This window comes from Plantactinospora sp. WMMB782, from assembly GCF_049179135.1.
In the GTDB taxonomy this organism is placed as follows: domain Bacteria; phylum Actinomycetota; class Actinomycetes; order Mycobacteriales; family Micromonosporaceae; genus Plantactinospora.
Window position 1 is genome coordinate 2,736,869 of sequence record NZ_JBMHMC010000007.1, and the last position, 16,541, is coordinate 2,753,409.

Annotated in this window: 13 protein-coding genes and 2 tRNA genes; 9 read left to right on the forward strand and 6 right to left on the reverse strand. The window is 69.0% G+C overall.

What is annotated here, in order from left to right; translation table 11 throughout:
- The first annotated feature begins 186 nt into the window (after positions 1-186).
- Positions 187-1,710: a peptide deformylase gene (locus ACN28A_RS14620; protein ID WP_421395748.1), complete on the forward strand. Its 1,524-nt coding sequence runs from the start codon at positions 187-189 to the stop codon at positions 1,708-1,710.
- 102 nt (positions 1,711-1,812) lie between these two features.
- Here ACN28A_RS14620 and ACN28A_RS14625 read toward each other — a convergent pair whose 3' ends face one another.
- Positions 1,813-2,928: a globin domain-containing protein gene (locus tag ACN28A_RS14625; protein WP_421395749.1), complete on the reverse strand. Its 1,116-nt coding sequence runs from the start codon at positions 2,926-2,928 to the stop codon at positions 1,813-1,815.
- A gap of 261 nt (positions 2,929-3,189) precedes the next feature.
- On the opposite strand from ACN28A_RS14625, the gene ACN28A_RS14630 reads away from it, so the two are divergent.
- On the forward strand, positions 3,190-4,110 hold the full coding sequence (locus ACN28A_RS14630; RefSeq protein WP_421395751.1) for a CPBP family intramembrane glutamic endopeptidase: 921 nt from the start codon (positions 3,190-3,192) through the stop codon (positions 4,108-4,110).
- Here ACN28A_RS14630 and ACN28A_RS14635 read toward each other — a convergent pair.
- On the reverse strand, positions 4,071-5,714 hold the full coding sequence (locus tag ACN28A_RS14635; RefSeq protein WP_421395752.1) for a hypothetical protein: 1,644 nt from the start codon (positions 5,712-5,714) through the stop codon (positions 4,071-4,073). The genes ACN28A_RS14630 and ACN28A_RS14635 overlap by 40 nt on opposite strands.
- 173 nt (positions 5,715-5,887) lie before the next feature.
- Between ACN28A_RS14635 and ACN28A_RS14640 the strand changes: the two genes are divergently transcribed.
- The 6 genes from ACN28A_RS14640 to ACN28A_RS14665 all read left to right on the forward strand — a co-directional run bounded on the left by ACN28A_RS14640 (position 5,888) and on the right by ACN28A_RS14665 (position 9,797).
- A tRNA-Ser gene (locus ACN28A_RS14640) sits at positions 5,888-5,978 on the forward strand.
- Between the two features lie 35 nt (positions 5,979-6,013).
- Positions 6,014-6,086: transfer RNA gene (locus tag ACN28A_RS14645), tRNA-Arg, on the forward strand.
- A 352-nt stretch (positions 6,087-6,438) separates the two neighbouring features.
- Positions 6,439-7,320 (forward strand): site-specific integrase, encoded by an 882-nt coding sequence (locus ACN28A_RS14650; protein WP_421395754.1) that lies wholly within the window; start codon positions 6,439-6,441, stop codon positions 7,318-7,320.
- Between the two features lie 54 nt (positions 7,321-7,374).
- Positions 7,375-8,601 (forward strand): IS21 family transposase, encoded by a 1,227-nt coding sequence (gene istA / locus ACN28A_RS14655; RefSeq protein WP_421404388.1) that lies wholly within the window; start codon positions 7,375-7,377, stop codon positions 8,599-8,601.
- Positions 8,601-9,389 (forward strand): IS21-like element helper ATPase IstB, encoded by a 789-nt coding sequence (istB, locus tag ACN28A_RS14660; protein WP_421395756.1) that lies wholly within the window; start codon positions 8,601-8,603, stop codon positions 9,387-9,389. Before istA ends, istB begins: the two co-directional genes overlap by 1 nt.
- Before the next feature lie 39 nt (positions 9,390-9,428).
- Positions 9,429-9,797: a tyrosine-type recombinase/integrase gene (locus ACN28A_RS14665; protein WP_421395757.1), complete on the forward strand. Its 369-nt coding sequence runs from the start codon at positions 9,429-9,431 to the stop codon at positions 9,795-9,797.
- A gap of 1,060 nt (positions 9,798-10,857) precedes the next feature.
- On the opposite strand, the gene ACN28A_RS14670 is transcribed toward ACN28A_RS14665, so the two are convergent.
- Entirely contained in the window at positions 10,858-12,099 is a 1,242-nt protein-coding gene (locus ACN28A_RS14670; protein WP_421395759.1) for an IS110 family transposase, read from the reverse strand.
- Between the two features lie 521 nt (positions 12,100-12,620).
- On the opposite strand from ACN28A_RS14670, the gene ACN28A_RS14675 reads away from it, so the two are divergent.
- A complete protein-coding gene (locus tag ACN28A_RS14675; RefSeq protein ID WP_421395760.1) occupies positions 12,621-13,439 on the forward strand; it encodes a hypothetical protein in 819 nt (272 codons plus the stop codon).
- Between the two features lie 283 nt (positions 13,440-13,722).
- Here ACN28A_RS14675 and ACN28A_RS14680 read toward each other — a convergent pair whose 3' ends face one another.
- From ACN28A_RS14680 to ACN28A_RS14690, 3 genes are all read right to left on the reverse strand, one after another.
- A complete protein-coding gene (locus tag ACN28A_RS14680) occupies positions 13,723-14,742 on the reverse strand; it encodes an endonuclease NucS domain-containing protein (RefSeq protein WP_421395761.1) in 1,020 nt (339 codons plus the stop codon).
- A 180-nt stretch (positions 14,743-14,922) separates the two neighbouring features.
- Positions 14,923-15,873 (reverse strand): hypothetical protein, encoded by a 951-nt coding sequence (locus ACN28A_RS14685; RefSeq protein ID WP_421395763.1) that lies wholly within the window; start codon positions 15,871-15,873, stop codon positions 14,923-14,925.
- 26 nt (positions 15,874-15,899) lie between these two features.
- Positions 15,900-16,151 (reverse strand): hypothetical protein, encoded by a 252-nt coding sequence (locus ACN28A_RS14690; RefSeq protein ID WP_421395764.1) that lies wholly within the window; start codon positions 16,149-16,151, stop codon positions 15,900-15,902.
- Positions 16,152-16,541: the final 390 nt, after the last annotated feature.

Consider the following 16,541-nt stretch of genomic DNA (forward strand, 5'->3'; position numbering starts at 1 on the left):
GTACTCCGGGGCTATATTCCCGCAATGTTTCCTCTGACACGTCGGCGGGGCGGATGGCGGAGGGCGTGGAGGCTGCGGAGGATCATCGACGGAGACCGGAATGTCAAGCCACTGTCGTTAACGCGCCAGTTCTGTCAGACTGGCCGGCTCGGCCAGCAGACTGAGATTCCCGGCCAGAGGAACCTGATGACCACGCCTATCGAGCGGGCTGCCGACTCGTTCGCGGCCGAGCTTTCCCGTCGGCGGGTCGAGCGGGGCATGACCAAGAAACAGCTCGCGGCCCGGATGGGGTTCGACCCCTCCTACGTCAGCCATGTCGAGGGCCGCCGGCACCGGCCCACCGAGGACTTCGCCCGCCGGGCGGAGGCCGTGCTCGGTGCCGCCGGAGCGATCTGGCAACGCTTCCAGGAGTACGACGAGCTGCGGCAGGCCCGCGCCGGTGCCGTCGCACACCGCGACCCGCCCGTACCCGAGCAGTGGATGCCGCCCGGCACCGGGCTGATCGTGGAGCAGGAGACCGCCACGCTCGCCTACCACGAGGGCGCGTACCGCTGCGTGATCCGGCGGGCGCTCTACAACGCCGGAACGGAGCCGGTCACCCGCTATCTGGTGCGCATCGCCGTGGACCGGTTTCCGAACGACCCGGCCCGGTCCAACCGGCACCACCGGGAGAACCCGCTGACCTTCGCCGAGCTGGACCTCCAGGCGTTCTGCGACGACCAGGGCAGCCGCGAGCCGATGGAGTGGCGCAAGAAGCACGACCGGGACGCGTTCAAGGAGGTGTGGCTGCTCTTCGAGAACGCCGACGGCCGCTTCCCGCTCTATCCCGGCGAGCGGGTCACCACCGAGTACTCGTACCGGGTCAACCGGGACAAGTGGGGGCAGTGGTTCCAGCGCGCCGTACGGCTGCCCACCCGCCGGCTCGCGCTCCGGCTCGACCTGCCGCTCGACCTCGACCCGCAGGTGTGGGGGGTGGAGACGTCGCTGTCGGCCGAGGAGGGCCCGCTGCGTACCCCGCTGGTCCGGCACGACGAGGGCGGCCGGTCCCGCTTCGAGTGGTCGACCGACGATCCGCCGCTGAATGCCCGGTACCGGCTCGAGTGGCGCTACCGCGCCCAGCCGGCCCCGCCCGCCGCCGCGTCGACGGAGTCGGAGGGGCGGGCCAGTGACCGGATGCGGGCCGCCGGCATCGTGCAGCTCGGCGCCGACCTGCTCCGCCAGCCCGCCCGGCACTTCGACCTGCCCCGGGACGACACCAACGCCCGGGACGTGGTGGCCCGGCTCCGGGCCGCCCTGGAACGCCTCGACGAACTGCACCCGTTCAGCAAGGGCGTCGGGCTCGCGGCACCGCAGATCGGGCTGCCCTGGGCCGCCGCCGTGGTACGCCCACCGGACCGCGACGCCGAGCCGGTCGTACTCCTCAACCCCCGGGTGGTGGACGCCGCGCTGGAGACCGACGAACAGTACGAGGGCTGCCTGTCGCTGTTCGACCTCCGCGGCCTGGTCGCCCGGCCGCTCCGGCTGGACGTCGAGCACGCCCGCTGGGACGGCACCCGTCTGATCACGTCGTTCGAGCTGGCCATGGCCCGGCTGGTGGCGCACGAGGTCGACCACCTGGAGGGCCGGCTCTACGTCGACCGGATGGACCCGGAGGTCCCGCTGGTGCCGATCGAGGAGTACCGCGACACCGGCAACCCCTGGCGGTACTGACCCTGCCAGCCCGTTCCCCGGTGCGTACGACGGGGACCGGGTCCCCGTGCCCTACGGGAGAAAGGGCACGGGGACCCGGCTTTGGGGGGAGAGGGAGGGTGTCTAGATGTCGCCGAAGGCGTCGTACCGGATGTTCTCCGGGGGCACGTCGTCGGCGGCGAGGGTGCGCAGGGCGGAGCGGACCAGGCGGGCGGATCCGGAGACGTAGCAGTCGTGCGCGGTCCACGGGCCGTACCGGGCGAAGATGTCGGTGATCTCGCCCCGTTCACCGGCGAAGCCCGGATCCGCGCTGCACGCCGGAGTCACCGAGAGCCAGGGATGCCGGGCGGCGAGATCGTAGAGTTCGGTCAGCCCGTACAGGTCCTCCCGGCCGGCCGCGCCGACGAAGACGTGCATCCACCGGGTGCGGTTGTATCCGGCCAGTTCCTCGGCGAGTGCCTTGACCGGTGCCAGCCCCACCCCGCCGGCCACACAGAGCACGTCCCGGGAGGAGTCCCGGTCCAGCGTCATCGCGCCCATCGGGGCGGCCACCCGCAGCAGGTCGCCGACCCTGGTCCGGCGGACCAGGGCGCTGGAGACCCAGCCGGCGCCGACCGCCCGGACGTGGAACTCGATGGTGCCGTCCGCGCGCGGGGCGTTGGCGATCGAGTACGTCCGCCACAGGCGCGGCTGGTAACGCGGCACCTCGACGCTGACGTACTGGCCGGCGCGGTACGGCAGCGGATGCTGGAGCGGACGGCAGGTCAGTACGGCGATGTCGCTGCCCCGGCGCTCGTGCCCGATCACCTCCGCGTGCCAGAACGGCGGGTTCGGGTCGTCGGCCGCCCCGGCCTGCATGCGCTCGGCGATCACCCGGTACGCGTCCCGCCACGCCTGGTCGTGCTCGACCGTCCACCGCTCGCCGGCGATCTCCCGCAGTGCGGCCAGCAGTGCGCTCCCCATGACCTCGTAGTGCGCCGGCCGGACGTGGTACTTGCGGTGGTCGCGGCCGAGCGAGCGCAGGTACTCGTCGAGTCGCTCCGGGTCTCCGATGGTCTGGACGGCGGTCACGATCGCCTCCAGCAGGCGGTCCCGCTGGCCGGCCATCTGCACCGGGAACAGGGTGCGCAGATCAGGGTCGGACAGGAACATCCGGGCGTAGAAGTATCCCGCGACCCTGTCCCGTCGATCTTCGACGAGGGTCCAGCTCTCCTTCAACAGCTGCGCGAGATTGTCCATGACACCTTCCCGGTCGGGGTCGCTGCACGAATAAGAATGAATACGGTGAGTCAGTTTCGGTCGCACAGCGTGTGCGATCGAAGGTCGAGAGTTGGCTGGCGCTGCCGTTGTCCGGCGTCGCGGAGGGCGCGGCCGACCGGGCGAAGGCCGGCGCGGAAGGCGGGCGCGGCCGACCGGGCCCAAGACCGGTGCGGAAGGCCGGGGCCGAAGACCGGCGCCGACGATCCCCGGGCGGACGCTGGATCGGGCACAGTTGTCCGGGTGACGGTTGATCTCGCCCGCCCGCTTCCCCGCCGGATCCTGGGCCCCGAGGTGTTGCTGGTCCTGGGCCTGTCGCTGGGCCAGTCGGCGATCTACTCCGTGGTGACGATCACCGCCCGGCTCACCGCCGACCGGCCGCTCTCCCAGCAGACCGCCGCGTTGAACGTCTCCCAGTCGCCCCGGCCCTGGCTGGACCTCACGTACCAGCTTCTCGGGATCTTCTTCGCCCTCGTGCCGGTGCTGCTCGCCGTACACCTGTTGAACCGCGACCGGATCCTGGACCGGCTCTCGGACCGGCCGCTGGACCGCGACGGGCTGCTCGCCCGGGACACGCTGCCCGACCAGGCTCCGGGCGGCGACCGGGGCGTGCTGCCCGACCAGGGTCCGAGCGGCGACCGGGGCGTGCTGCCCGACCGGAGTCCGGACGGCGCCCGGGGGGCGCTCGGCCTGGACGTCCGGCGGCCCGGCCGCGACCTGGCCTGGGGGGCGGCGCTGGCCGCCGCGATCGGGCTGCCCGGGCTCGGCCTCTTCTGGATCGCCGCACAGCTGGGCGTCAACGCCACGGTGGTGCCGGCCAGCCTGCCGGCCCTCTGGTGGACGGTCCCGGTGCTCGTCCTCTCGGCCGCGCAGAACGCGATCCTCGAGGAGGTGGTCGTGGTCGGCTACCTGATGACCCGGCTACGCCAACTGGGTTGGCGGATCGGCGCCGTGATCGCCGCCAGTGCCCTGCTGCGCGGCTCGTACCACCTCTACCAGGGCTTCGGTGCCTTCGTCGGCAACGCTGTCATGGGCGTGATCTTCGCGCTGTTCTTCCTGCGCACCAAGCGGGTGCTGCCGCTGGTGGTGGCGCACACCCTGCTGGACGTGGTCGCCTTCGTCGGCTACGCGCTGCTGCCCCGCGACTGGTTCGACTGGCTGTAGCCGGGCGGCTCGACGCCCGCCACCGCACGGTCGCCGCCGAGCGGGCGGTACGCCGCCGAGCGGTAGTACCCGACGGACCGGGCGGCGAGCCGTTCGGTGTCGGCCGAACTAAGCATCGCGGCGGCCAGCGCCATTGCCCCGGGCAGCCGCCGTACGGCCAGCCGCAGCACCAGCCAGTTCACGCTCCGGGCGACCATCGGCGCACCGAGCCGCCAGCCTGCCTCGGCGAGCCTGCCCCCTTCCGGGCTCGTCTCGCCGTCCGCCTCCACCGGCGCCATGGTCGGGTGGTCGTCAGGGTGGACGGCGATCGCGGCCTCGGCGGCGGCGAGCGCGACCCGGGCGCTCGGCACGTCCGGGTGGACCCGGAGCAGCACCAGCAGGTCGGCGGCCCGGTCCGGCCGGGTCGGATCGAGGTCGTGCGCGGCCGCCAGGTGCAGCACCAGGCCGGCCTGAGCCCAGATGACGGTGGCCAACTCGGTGAACGGGGCGAGCAGCCCGGTCGTCGTCGACAGTGCCCCACCTGCGGCGGCGAGCCGGACGTACCGCCGGGTGGCCAGCCGGACCAGGCCCTGGTGAGTGGCATTCGGGTACGCCGCCCGCACCCATGCCGCCCAGGATCGAGCCTCCGGCCCCAGACTCCGTACCGCCGCCAGGGCGAGCAGTTCCGGCGCGTACCCCGGATGATCGATAAGTTGCCGGATCGTCGACGCTTCCGCGTCGGAGGTGGCGGAGTACTCCGAGGTTGTGACCCTGGCCTCATCGAGTTCGCCCGGACCGTGGGTACCGGCTGCGGCGGGCGGTGTGCTGGCCTGTGGTGCGGCGGCGGGGGGTACCGGCGCGGTTGCCTCGGAGGACTCGGCCGTGGCCGCCCCGGTCGCCGTTACCCCAGCGGTCTTCTTGGCCGCGGTCTTCCTGGCCGTGGTCTCCTTGGCCGTGGTCTCCTTGGCCGTGGTCTTCTTGGCCGTGGCCTCCTTGGCCGTGGTCTTCTTGGCCGTGGCCTCCTTGGCCGTGGTCTTCTTGGCCGTGGTCTTCTTGGCGGCCGTCTTCCTGGGTGTGGTCTTCTGCGCCGGACTGGCTTTCCCGGCGGTGGCCTTCTTCGCCGGCACAGCCTTCTTGTCGGGCGCCTTGGCCGACGCGGCACCGCTACGGCCCGCCGCCTCTGCGCCGGTGGGGCTGGCATCCTCGGCAGGTGGGGCGACGTCGCCGGCCGCGTCCACGCTGCCGGAGGCGGGATCCGGAGCGGCCGGCGGGTTCCCGGGCGTCTCCTGACGGGGCGGGCTGGCCATCGTGGGAGTGGCCCGGCCGGTTCGCCCGGGTGCCGGTGCCGGCGTCACGGGATCGGGCTGCTCGACCGTCCCGGACGACTTCGCGGGCCCGGACGTCGGACGGACCGGAGGCGGCGATTCGGGTTCGGCGGGCGGCTGGAAGAGCACCGTCGGTGGAGTCGTTCGGGCCCGGGGACGGGGTGGCGCCGGAGGCGGGTCGGTCGTCTCTGCCTCGGCATCAGGAGCGGAGGCGAAGGCGGCGTTGATCGGGCCGGAGCGGCGGGTCGGCTTCGGCTCCGGGCGGCGGCGTGTCGGCTCGGTGGGCGACTGCTCCTCCATGTCAGGTGAGCCTAGTCTCGGCGGTGGACCGGCACCGAACGGGAACCGGCAAGCTTCTGGCCCCAGGGCGTCGGCTGGCCGGTGCGGGGCCCCAGGGGGTACCCGGGAAGTCGTTTTGCCCCGCTGGGTCGCCGCCCTGTATCCTCGACCAACGTGGTCGGCTGAGACCACGGGGAGACTTCGCCTAGTCTGGTCTATGGCGCCGCACTGCTAATGCGGTTGGGGTCTTAAAGCCCCTCCCGGGTTCGAATCCCGGAGTCTCCGCGCCGAGGGTTGGTGTGTAGACTGGCCCGGCACCTGCGCCCGTAGCTCAACGGATAGAGCATCTGACTACGGATCAGAAGGTTAGGGGTTCGAATCCCTTCGGGCGCGCTAGCTTGACCAGGAAATATTCAACACCATCTCAGTATGGTTGATCTCCGTGGGTCATGTGTGGGTCACGCTTGTGACCCACCTTGGAAGCCTCCGTCAAGCCGCTGACCTGGCCTTTTGGTCAAAGCGCAGCGGATTCGCGCGCTCCTACGTCGGGTCGGGGCAGATGCACTGATCGGCTGAGTCATCATCGTCCGTTCGGTGGACCTGTCTTCTGGATGCTCACCGCCTACCTTGTGCCGGTGCGGTGGTGGATCTGATGCCCAAGAGCAGGACCGGCCAGGTGTACAGGCGCTGCGGGTGCCGGTGCGAGGAGACGAAACGGCAGCTTGGGGCCCGCTGCCCACTCCGTGTGGAGTTGGATCATGGTGGCTGGTACTTCGCCGTTCAGGTGACGAACCTGGATGATCGACGAGTACGTATCCGCAAGGGCGGCTTCCGCAGCAGTTGGGAGGCGGAACGAGCCTCCTGGGAGTTCCTCCAGCTACCCGACGCGCAGGCGGTATCGGAGTCGTGGACCCTGGGACGCTGGCTGGAGTACTGGCTATCAGAGTTGGACGGTCAGCTACGGCCTACAACCCTGATGAACTACAGCAGCGTCGTGAAGAACCACCTGCTTCCTAAGGTAAGCAAGCTTCGGATGCCCAAGGTGCGCACTCGGGACCTTCAGCGGGCGATGAACGCCATCGCTCGCCAGCGCACGCCGGAAGGACGCGTGCTCTCTCCGGGCACCCTGGACCGTATCCGTGCAGTACTGCGTAGCGCGCTGTCCGAGGCACGGCGGCGGGGCATCATCGACTCGAACCCGGCGCGAGGGCTGCGGCTTCCCAATGGTGCACGGCCTCGAGCCGTGTTGTGGGACGACGCCTACGAGGAAGTCTGGCGGAAGACCGGGATGAAGCCACGAGTAGCCGTCTGGGACCTGCCGCATGTGGGCAGGTTTCTTGAGTCGGTGCGCAACGATCCGATGTTCGCACTGTGGTGGCTGGTTGCACTGCATGGCCTTCGTAGGGGTGAGGTTGCAGGGCTGCGCTGGGAGGACATCGACCTGGCGGCAGGGCGACTGACGATTCGCGAACAGGTCATCGTCCTGCGTGGCGTGGAGATCACGGGCCCGCCGAAGTCGGCGGCGGGAGTGCGCGTGCTCGAACTCGACGAGTTCACCGTCGCGGTCCTGCGGATATTGTGGAACGAGCAGCGACGGCGGTTCGGGAAGCCTGTCGGTTCCGCCTGAAAACTGACCATGTGGTTCCGGCTGAACCTGGACCACCTCCTGAAGCATCGGGAGGTGCTGAGCGTGGAGGACTGGGCGGAGATCCGGCGGCTGCGGCGGTCGGAGGGTATGGCGATCCAGGCCATCGCACGGCGGTTGAGGATGTCTCGCAACACCGTGAAGAAGGCCTTGGCTAGTGACGAGCCGCCGCGGTATCGGCGGGCGGCGAAGGGCTCGATCGTGGACGCGGTCGAGCCACAGATCCGGGCGTTGTTGGCAGAGTTCCCGGAGATGCCCTCGACCGTGTTGATGGAGCGGGTCGGGTGGACCCGGGGCAAGACGGTGTTCTGCGACCGGGTGCAGCGGTTGCGGCCGTTGTTCCGCCGGCCGGACCCGTGCCAGCGGACGGACTACCTGCCGGGTGAGTTGGCGCAGTGTGATCTGTGGTTCCCGCCGGCGGACGTGCCGTTGGGGTTCGGGCAGGCTGATCGGCCGCCGGTGTTGGTGATGGTGTCGGGGTATTCACGGTGGCTGTCGGCGGTGATGATCCCATCGCGGCAGTCGCCGGATCTGCTGGTCGGGCACTGGACCCTGATCTCCGGGTGGGGACGGACGCCGAAGGTGTTGGTGTGGGACAACGAGTCCGCGGTCGGGCAGTGGCGGGCCGGTCGGCCGCAGTTGACCGAGGCGATGAACGGCTTCCGTGGCACCCTCGGTATCAAGGTGATCCAGTGCCGGCCAGCGGACCCGGAAGCCAAGGGCCTGGTCGAACGCGCCAACGGCTATCTGGAGACGTCGTTCCTGCCCGGGCGCCGGTTCGGCTCACCTGCCGACTTCAACCTCCAACTGACCAACTGGCTGGTGCGGGCGAACCAGCGCCGGCATCGAGTGTTGGGCTGCCGGCCGGTCGACCGGTGGGACGCTGACCGGGCTGCGATGGTGGAGTTGCCGCCGGTGGCGCCGACAGTGGGTTGGCGGTCCGCGACACGCCTGCCCCGGGACTACTACGTCCGGTTGGACGCCAACGACTACTCGGTGCACCCGTCCGTCGTGGGACGTCGTGTCGAGGTCACCGCCGACTGCGAGCGGGTAGAGGTGTTCTGCGACGGCCGTTTGGTCGCCCACCACGACCGCTGCTGGGCACGACATCAGACGATCACCGACCCGCGGCATCGGCAGGCCGCCGCGGACCTGCGGGCCGCCGCCCGAGGGCAGCGACCGGCGACGGCCGACGCCCAGGTGCAACAACGGGCACTGGCCGACTACGACCGGCTGTTCGGCCTGGACGAGGTGACCGTCTGATGGCCGCCAAGACCAGCCGGAACGTGGCCTCCGAGATCGCATTCCTCGCCCGCGCGTTGAAAGCACCATCCCTGGCCGCCTCGGTCGAACGTCTGGCCGAGCGGGCCCGGACGGAGTCGTGGACGTTCGAGGAGTTCCTCGCCGCCTGTCTGCAACGCGAGGTCGCCGCCCGGGAGGCACACGGCGGCGAAGGCCGCATCCGCACCGCACGGTTCCCAGGCCGCAAGAGCCTGGAGGAGTTCGATTTCGACCACCAACGCTCGCTGAAACGGGAGACGATCGCGCATCTGGGCACGCTCGACTTCGTGGCGTCGAAGGAGAACGTGGTGTTCCTCGGCCCGCCTGGCACCGGCAAGACTCACCTGTCCATCGGACTGGGTATCCGGGCCTGCCAGGCCGGGCACCGGGTCGCGTTCGCCACCGCCGCGGGGTGGGTGTCCCGCCTCGCCGAGGCCCACCACGCCGGCCGCCTCCAGGACGAGCTCGTCAAGCTCGGCCGGATCCCGCTGCTGATCGTCGACGAGGTCGGCTACATCCCGTTCGAAGCCGAAGCCGCGAACCTGTTCTTCCAACTTGTCTCCAGCCGCTACGAACGCGCGTCGCTGATCGTCACCAGCAACAAGCCCTTCGGCCGCTGGGGCGAGGTCTTCGGCGACGACGTCGTAGCCGCAGCCATGATCGACCGCCTCGTCCACCACGCCGAAGTCATCTCAATGAAGGGAGACAGCTACCGACTCAAAGACCGCGACCTCGGCCGCGTCCCAGCGGCCACCAAGACCAACGACTGAAACACGAGACCGAGGTGGTCCCGTTTCAGCCGGACGGCAGTGCTCAGGATTGGGGCGGCGTTGACAAAGCCTTCCCCGAACGCGCGGGTCTTCCTGCACGCGAACGGGCGGGCGGTCCGACCTGACTGGCTGACTCGACGCTTCGCTCGCTTGGTGGAGGAACTGGGACTTCCGCCGGTGCGCCTGCACGATCTGCGGCATGGTGCCACGGGCATCGCACTGGCTTCGGGGTCGGACCTGAAGGTGATCCAGGAGAAGCTAGGGCACTCCACCCCGATCACGACCATCGAGATCTATGCGTACGTGATCAGACGTCTGGCGAGAGCCTCCGTCCGTGCGGCGGCGGAACTGCTCCGCTCGCACATCGGACGTCGCCGCCTGTCCTTCGGCGGCGCTTCTCAGGCCTGACAGGCAAGGCGCGACTCGCGGCGAGTGGATGTCCGGGCGGAGTAGATCCTCCTGTATCGGCTTAGCTGTAGCTGCCGCCAGTGGCAGCCTCAGCTTGTTCTCCGCGCTGGGTGCGCTTCGCCGACGCAGGGTCGTCCCGTTCGCCCGCGGTGTCTGAGCTGTCGCTGGTGAAGCTGGACCCAGCGCAGGTTCTTTGATGTGGCAGTCGCGTCACCGCGTGAGTGAGCTGCTGCCCAGTGTGGTGTCGCGGTGTCGCTTTCTGGACAAATTGTCGACCCGTTCGACGCCTCGATCCTCTTCGGTCCGGCCCGGGACAGTGCCACCATCTCCGAGCATGGCCCGAGCGAGGTGATGCCCATAGCCGCCTCGGGGAGGGTGTGGTGGACGTCACCCGATTCGGGCGACGATCGATGCTCCTTCATCCGAATCACCGCCTGAGCACCAAAAAGCTCGACGCGATGCATCTCGTTGGGCACGTAACGTGACACTCCTCGTTCCATCGAATTGATAAATGAAAAAGACTCTGATTCATGATTGCGAATAACAATGCAAGCCCGCCGGTCGACCGCTGTCGATTCCGGATTGCTCCTGTGCCCAATTGTTGACCCAATGGCAAGGTTGGGCTGGGCGGCGTGGACTGTTCGGCTTGTACGGGGGTGGGCCTTTCGGGCCGTCGGATTGTCCATGTTGCCGCCGGCGCCGCAGCTGGACTCGCTCAGATTGCGATTCGTCGGGCCGTGCGCCGACCGCGACGGCTCGCGGGGCCTTCCGGGGCTGAGTGTCGTATCGCTGTGGGTACCGCTGCTTGCCATTACTCGCGGTACCGCTGGAGGCGGCGCTCGCGGCGGGGCCTTTGAGCAGGCAACCGGTTCGGCTGTCTCGACGAACTCGTCGGAGACGCCCGCTCCGGTGAGCCCTCAGCCAAGGTGGCCTCGGGCGCGCGGCTCCGGTCTTGCTGCTCGATGCTGGGGAGCAGGGTTGACCGCCGGGAGGTCTACCGCACCGATAAGACCGTGCCGAACTGTTTACGGCCGGACAAGACATCCCACGCATTTTGGTGTCAAGCTGCGGTGGGTAGCTGTTGTGGCTGGGGTGGAGTGAAGGCGGTTGTCTCCTGGTAGAGCTGTCGGGTTTGCAGGCAGTGGTGAAGGCAGCCAAGGAGCCGGTTGGACAGGTGGCGCAGGGCGGCGGTGTGGCCGTCGCCGGCGGTTCGTCGGCGTTGATAATGAGCGTGGGCGCCGGGGGAGGCGGTGAGGGCGGAGAAGGCCCAGAGATGGCTGGCGTGGGCGAGGCGCTGATTTTTCACTCGTCGGTGCATGACGATCAGGCTCTTGCCGGAGGCGCGGGTGATCGGGGCGGAACCGGCATACGATTTCAGTGCTCGTGTATCAGCGAAGCGGGATCGGTCATCTCCGATCTCGGCGAGTACCCGGGCGCCGACGAGTCGACCGAGGCCTGCGAAGCTGGCGATGATCTCGGCGTCCGGGTGTTGATCAAAAGACTGTTCTGCGGCTGTGGCCAGGTCTTCGGCGTTGAGGCAGGCGGTGTCCAAGGCGCGCAGTAGGGCCAAGGCTTGTCGTCCCATGGCCTGCTCGACCAGGGGTGGCTGGTGCAGGGTTGCGGTGGCCAGGGCCTGGTGCAGTCGGTCAGCTTCGGCTGCGACGCCTCGTTGCCGGCCGGCTCGTCGTAGGGCGTCGGCGAGGTCGTCAGGGTTCAGTGTCGCTGCCTGGGTGGGGGTGGGCGCTGTGGCGAGTACGGCGCGGGCTTCGGGACGGGTGATCCCGCCGCGGGCGTCGCGGAAGGCCAGCAGGAACGTCGGGTAGTACTCGCGCAGCAGTGAGCGCAGTTTGTTGTGGGCTTGGGTTCGATCCCATACGGCGTCTTGTTGCGCACGGGCGAGAACTGCGATCGCCTGGACCAGTTCCGAGTCGTTGGGCAGCGGCCGGTGCACGGCCATGTCAGTGCGCAGAATGTTGGCTAGGACCATCGCGTCGACATGGTCGGACTTGGTGCGTGAGACGGTATATCGGTCTCGGTAACGAGCGACTGCGACCGGGTTGATCGCGTAGATCTGCCGACCGGTGGCCCGCAGGCAAGCCACCAGCAAACCCCGGGAGGTCTCGATCGCCACGGGGATCGGCTGTTGCGGGTTGTCACCGGCGTCGGCGAGCAGGTCGATCAGCTGCCGGTACCCGGCCGCGTCATCACCGATTCTCAGCCGTGCGACCAACCCGCCGCTGTCGTTGACGATCGCGACGTCGTGGTGCTCCTCGGCCCAGTCAATTCCGCAGTAAACAGTCATAGGCATCAACCCCTCGTAGGTGATATCTCAGATTTGGGCAGGCCTGCCACGATCACGCCGCGACCTAATGAAAGGACTCTCGGTCCACCATCCCACCAGCGTTGAAGTGACCGTGGACGCCCGCGTGGCCCTCCATCGTTGTCGAAGGATTCGATGATCCAGGCCTGTCCAGAGGTGGCCCACGCGAGCGGCTCAAGCAAGTGACTACCACTGCACAAGGGCCGGTCCTGCCAGGACCCGCCGTGTCGGATCGGTCTTGTCGAAGCGCTCACCGCGCGGGCTACAACGCGAGATCTCCGATCGAGCCGGGCAAGACCAGCCCTTGCATGCTCATTAGGCTACTGACCAGCACCGTTCGTAGGTGGTGGATACGCGGCTCGGGAAACGCAACAGCCTGTGTGGACACCAAGATGCGGTGACGTGACACGATCGCACGGGTGAGCCCAGACGTTGCCAGGCGTGTGCCGAAAAGACTCCAGATCCGGTTCTCGCAGTGGGACGCGGGTGGTCGGCCTCCGCAGGTGGCGACAGCATGGAGCCGGCGCGCTTGGCAGAAGCGGTTGCCGGAGTTCCACGACTTCATCGTCGCGTTGCCTGATCGCTTGGACCGTCCGGCGGTCGCCAGGTACGGGCGGCTCGCTGCGGATGGGGAAGCCGAGAGTCTGCGCGCGTTTCTGGCGGCGATGGTGTGGGGGCACGGGCCGGTCGGATACGGCGCATTTCGGACCGAACGGATCTTGCGGGAGAACCCGCAGGCTCCACGCGTGCTGTGTGAAGCGGCGCAGCGGGTCGCCGGTGAGGGTGGGTCGGAGGCTTTCGCCTGGTTCAGCGCCAATCGTCTGCGTCACCTCGGCGTCTCGTTTGCGACCAAGTACCTGTTCTTCTGTCCAAGCCCACAGTCGTCGCCGGCACTGGTGCTCGACAGCCTGGTGTGCGAGTGGCTGCGTCAGTATGCGGGCTGTCGGATCCGCCTTGCCTGGCGCGTGCGCGACTACACCTGGTATCTCCAGCTGGTGACCGGTTGGTCGGTCGATCTCGGCATCGCGCCGGAAGACGTCGAGTACCTCATGTTCGTCGACGCTGCCGAGCAGCAGGCGGCCCGCCGATGGAGTTCCGACGACCGGGTTCGTCTGGCGAAGAGCGCTGTCGTTGATGGAGCGGCGGCCGTGTTGGAGGCGCTCGATGAGGCGGCAGACGCATTCGCAGCCTTACCGGGGAACAGCGACTCGGCGGACACAGAGGAGTTCGATCAGGGGATCCGTCGGTTGCGGCTTATCGTGCTCGCCCGCAGCGGGCAACCTGGGGTCGGTCAGGTCGTGGCCGCCGGGGACGACGGGTAGAGGCGGCACCTCGTCGGCCAATCGGTCTGCAGCCGCGCCGTTGCGCCATCCTCGGCGTTCTTCACCCAGCCGAACCTTGAAGGGTTGCTGGCGCATTGCCACGCGGGTAGGCGGGCGGCGGCTGCTCCGGGGACGTCGGTGGGTACCGGCGGCGAGGCCGTGTTTGCGGCGGTGGGTTTGGCCTCGCCGCCGCAGGTGACGGTACAGCAGCGTCCCTGACTCTGGTCGCGCCCGCGTCTGGCGCAGGGGATGAGCTGGGGTGGGGGCGAATCGTCCTGCGGATCTATGGCAGCGGTTCGGCGAGGTGGTGAAGCGTGCGTCCGTCCTTGTCACGGAGCCAGCTCTGGGCCCAGACCTGGGCCTTGGGCGGCTGCCCGGTCGCGGTCTCGATGACGTGCCTGATGAGCCGGCCTAGCTGCCATCGTGTGCCGTCGTGCGCCCATTCGGCGGGCCCAGAGATGTCGTTGTACCAGTGCACGCGGACACGGTCGGGGTGTGCTGCCAGCCAGGTGCGGATGGTGTCGCGGTCCTGCCCGACCTGCTCGGGTACGACGATGGCCAGTTCGGTGCCGTCGGGGATGGTCTTGTGGGCGATGAGCCGCTGCACGGCGGAGGCCCGGCGGGCCTTGGCGGTCTGTGTGGCGACCCGGGTGCCGTTGCTCGAGCGTGGCCGGACCATGTACTCCTCGGCGTCGGGGACCGGGAGCAGCTGCGCCACGGACAGGACGGTTTCTCCTGTGTTGGTGCGGTAGAGCTGGTAGCGGACGAGTCGGATGTCGATGCCGGACTCGTACAGGTAGAGGGCGGTGTTGGTGATGGTGGGGCCGAAGTCGCCGGCCATGAGGATGATCCGTGGCGTGCGTAGCGTCTCGTCTGACACGCCTTCGGCCCATTCCTTCAGTTGTGCCAGCGCCTCGTCGGTGGTTGTCTCGGCGCCGAGGTGCGCGGCGTGGACCTCGGCGAGGGTGTCGAGGCTGAATAGGCGGGCCATGGCGGCGTAGTTGATCGCCTGCATCGTGACGGTGTCCGGGGCGCGGTCCCGTTTGAGTTCGACGACGACGAGCCGTCCGGTCCGGTCCAGGCCAAGGACGTCGAGCCGGTCGGCGGCCGGTGTGCCGCCGGCTGCCATCCAGCGGCCGTATTCGAAGGTGACGACCTTCATGTCGCTGTCGATGAGTTCGGGATGGTCGATGACCCATTGCTGCAGGTGTTGGCGTTCCAGTAGGCCGGCCTCGGCCAGCGAGATCCGCTGTGCCGGTACGGCGTGGACGCCGTTGACCGTGAACATGGTCTCGTCAGGCATGGGCGGTGCCTCCTCGTGGGCTGGTCGGATGTCGTCGAGGTGGTCGAGTACGGGGTCTTCTGGCCCACAAGCGGGCGCCGTGCGGGCGGCGCCGTACCGGTCGCCATCCTGGGGTGGTGGTTAGCGGCCTGCGGCCTGACGGGCGCCGCCTACGGCTGGGTCCGCTGGCGGCGCCTGCGGTCACTGGTCGAGGTCATGGTCGGTCGTGGCGCCCGGTGTTCGTCGGGTCAGCCGTCGCCTGACCCGGATGCTGCTGCCGAGCCTGCGCCATAGTGGTGGCCGGCTGGGGTGGGCGGCCTGTCCGTCGGCGGTGGCGGCGAGCCGGTCGCGGATGCGTTGCAGGTCGTCGTCGTCGACGGGCTGGGTGGTGGTGAGGGCGATCTCCGGTTCCGAGCCCCGGGATCGCTGGGGTGGGGCGGCGGTGCCGACGAACCGTCCGTGGGGTGCGACGATCCGGTTCCACTGCTGCTCCCAGCGGGAGGTGTCCGCGGGCCCGCCGCCGCACTCGCGCACGATGGACAGGACGAGGGGCAGGGTGGGTGGCCGGCGGCCGGTGAGGACCTCCCACTCGGGGCTGCCGGTGCGGCCGGTGTTCCACGGCCGCCGCCGCTGTGGCCGCCAGTTCCCGATGTCGAGCCGCTTGTCGACGACGAGGTCGACCAGGGAGGCGACGAGGTCGTGCACGGTGCGGGCCTGGGTGAGGCTGACCGGGCACGCGGGTGTGGGTTCCTCACGGGTGAAGGTGATGACCTCGGTGTCGTCGTCCTCACCGCCGCGCGGGGCCAGGACGACGGTCTCGGTCAGCGGTGGCAGCGGCGACGGCGGGTTGTCGCCGGCGGGTGCCGGGCTGGGGGTGGTGCTCCTGTCGCGGTGGAGTGTTTCGGCGATCTTGTGGTAGGCGCGGCACTGGCTTCGGTCATCGTCGGTGACGGTTCCGCCGCAGTTCTCGACGGCCTGGAGGAACTGCTCGACGCTGGGCCAGCCGCGGAAGGTGCCGTCGGCCATGGTGGACAGGGTGTTCGGCTTGACGTGGACGGATTTGGCGAGCCGGGCGTAGGGGATGTCCCCCTTCAGCTCGCGCAGTTTGAGCGCGAGCTGTTTGGCGGGTTTGCGGTCGGAGATCGGTTTCATGTGGCGCCCCATTGCGCGCGCTCCGATCAGGGACGGGGCGGCTGGGCCGCCGCACCGGGCGCGGTGTGACCGGTGTCGAGGGGGAGGAGGGACCGTGTGGCGTGTACGGCGAGGGCGGTGATGGCGCCGGTGGTCGCCACGCACACCTCGGGCGCGATCCCGAGGAGCAGCATCGCCAGGGTGAGCCCGTAGGTTCCGCCGATGAGGGTCACCGCGACGCCGGTGTGCGGCGGTCGTGCCGGCGGTTCGAGGTGTGGCAGACGAACGAGAGTCTTCACGGGTTGCTCGCGCCCTTTCAGCATGGGGCGCCCCGGCCGCAGGGCGGGCACGGGGCGCCGTTCGGGTTCAGGCTGCGCCCGGTCCGGCAAGAGTCCGGGGCCGACTGTCATCAGCCACCGGTCAACCGAGCGCTACGTGAAGCGTAGGCATCCGATGTCACGCGAACGGCCACCTTGCGTGGTCCAAATAGGTCAATTATTTTTCAATTGATCACTGCGGGGTGTTGAGGATCGTCGGATTGTTCGAGCAGGCCGGGCAGGGGGTTCGCCGTGAGATTTGTCAAACTCCGGCCTGTGGTGTGGCGGTTGGCGGGGTTGACCCGTTGTACTGGTCATACACGTCGACCAGAGCGACCGATCAACTACGCACGGTGTTGAAGTTGATGTGGA

What these genes read in the sequence shown, in the direction of transcription:
- ACN28A_RS14620 (WP_421395748.1), top strand. Translation starts at nt 187, where the DNA reads ATGACCACGCCTATCGAGCGGGCTGCCGACTCGTTCGCGGCCGAGCTT.
- ACN28A_RS14625 (WP_421395749.1), bottom strand. Translation starts at nt 2,928, where the DNA reads ATGGACAATCTCGCGCAGCTGTTGAAGGAGAGCTGGACCCTCGTCGAA.
- ACN28A_RS14635 (WP_421395752.1), bottom strand. Translation starts at nt 5,714, where the DNA reads ATGGAGGAGCAGTCGCCCACCGAGCCGACACGCCGCCGCCCGGAGCCG.
- istB (WP_421395756.1), top strand. Translation starts at nt 8,601, where the DNA reads ATGGCCGCCAAGACCAGCCGGAACGTGGCCTCCGAGATCGCATTCCTC.
- ACN28A_RS14670 (WP_421395759.1), bottom strand. Translation starts at nt 12,099, where the DNA reads ATGACTGTTTACTGCGGAATTGACTGGGCCGAGGAGCACCACGACGTC.
- ACN28A_RS14680 (WP_421395761.1), bottom strand. Translation starts at nt 14,742, where the DNA reads ATGCCTGACGAGACCATGTTCACGGTCAACGGCGTCCACGCCGTACCG.
- ACN28A_RS14685 (WP_421395763.1), bottom strand. Translation starts at nt 15,873, where the DNA reads ATGAAACCGATCTCCGACCGCAAACCCGCCAAACAGCTCGCGCTCAAA.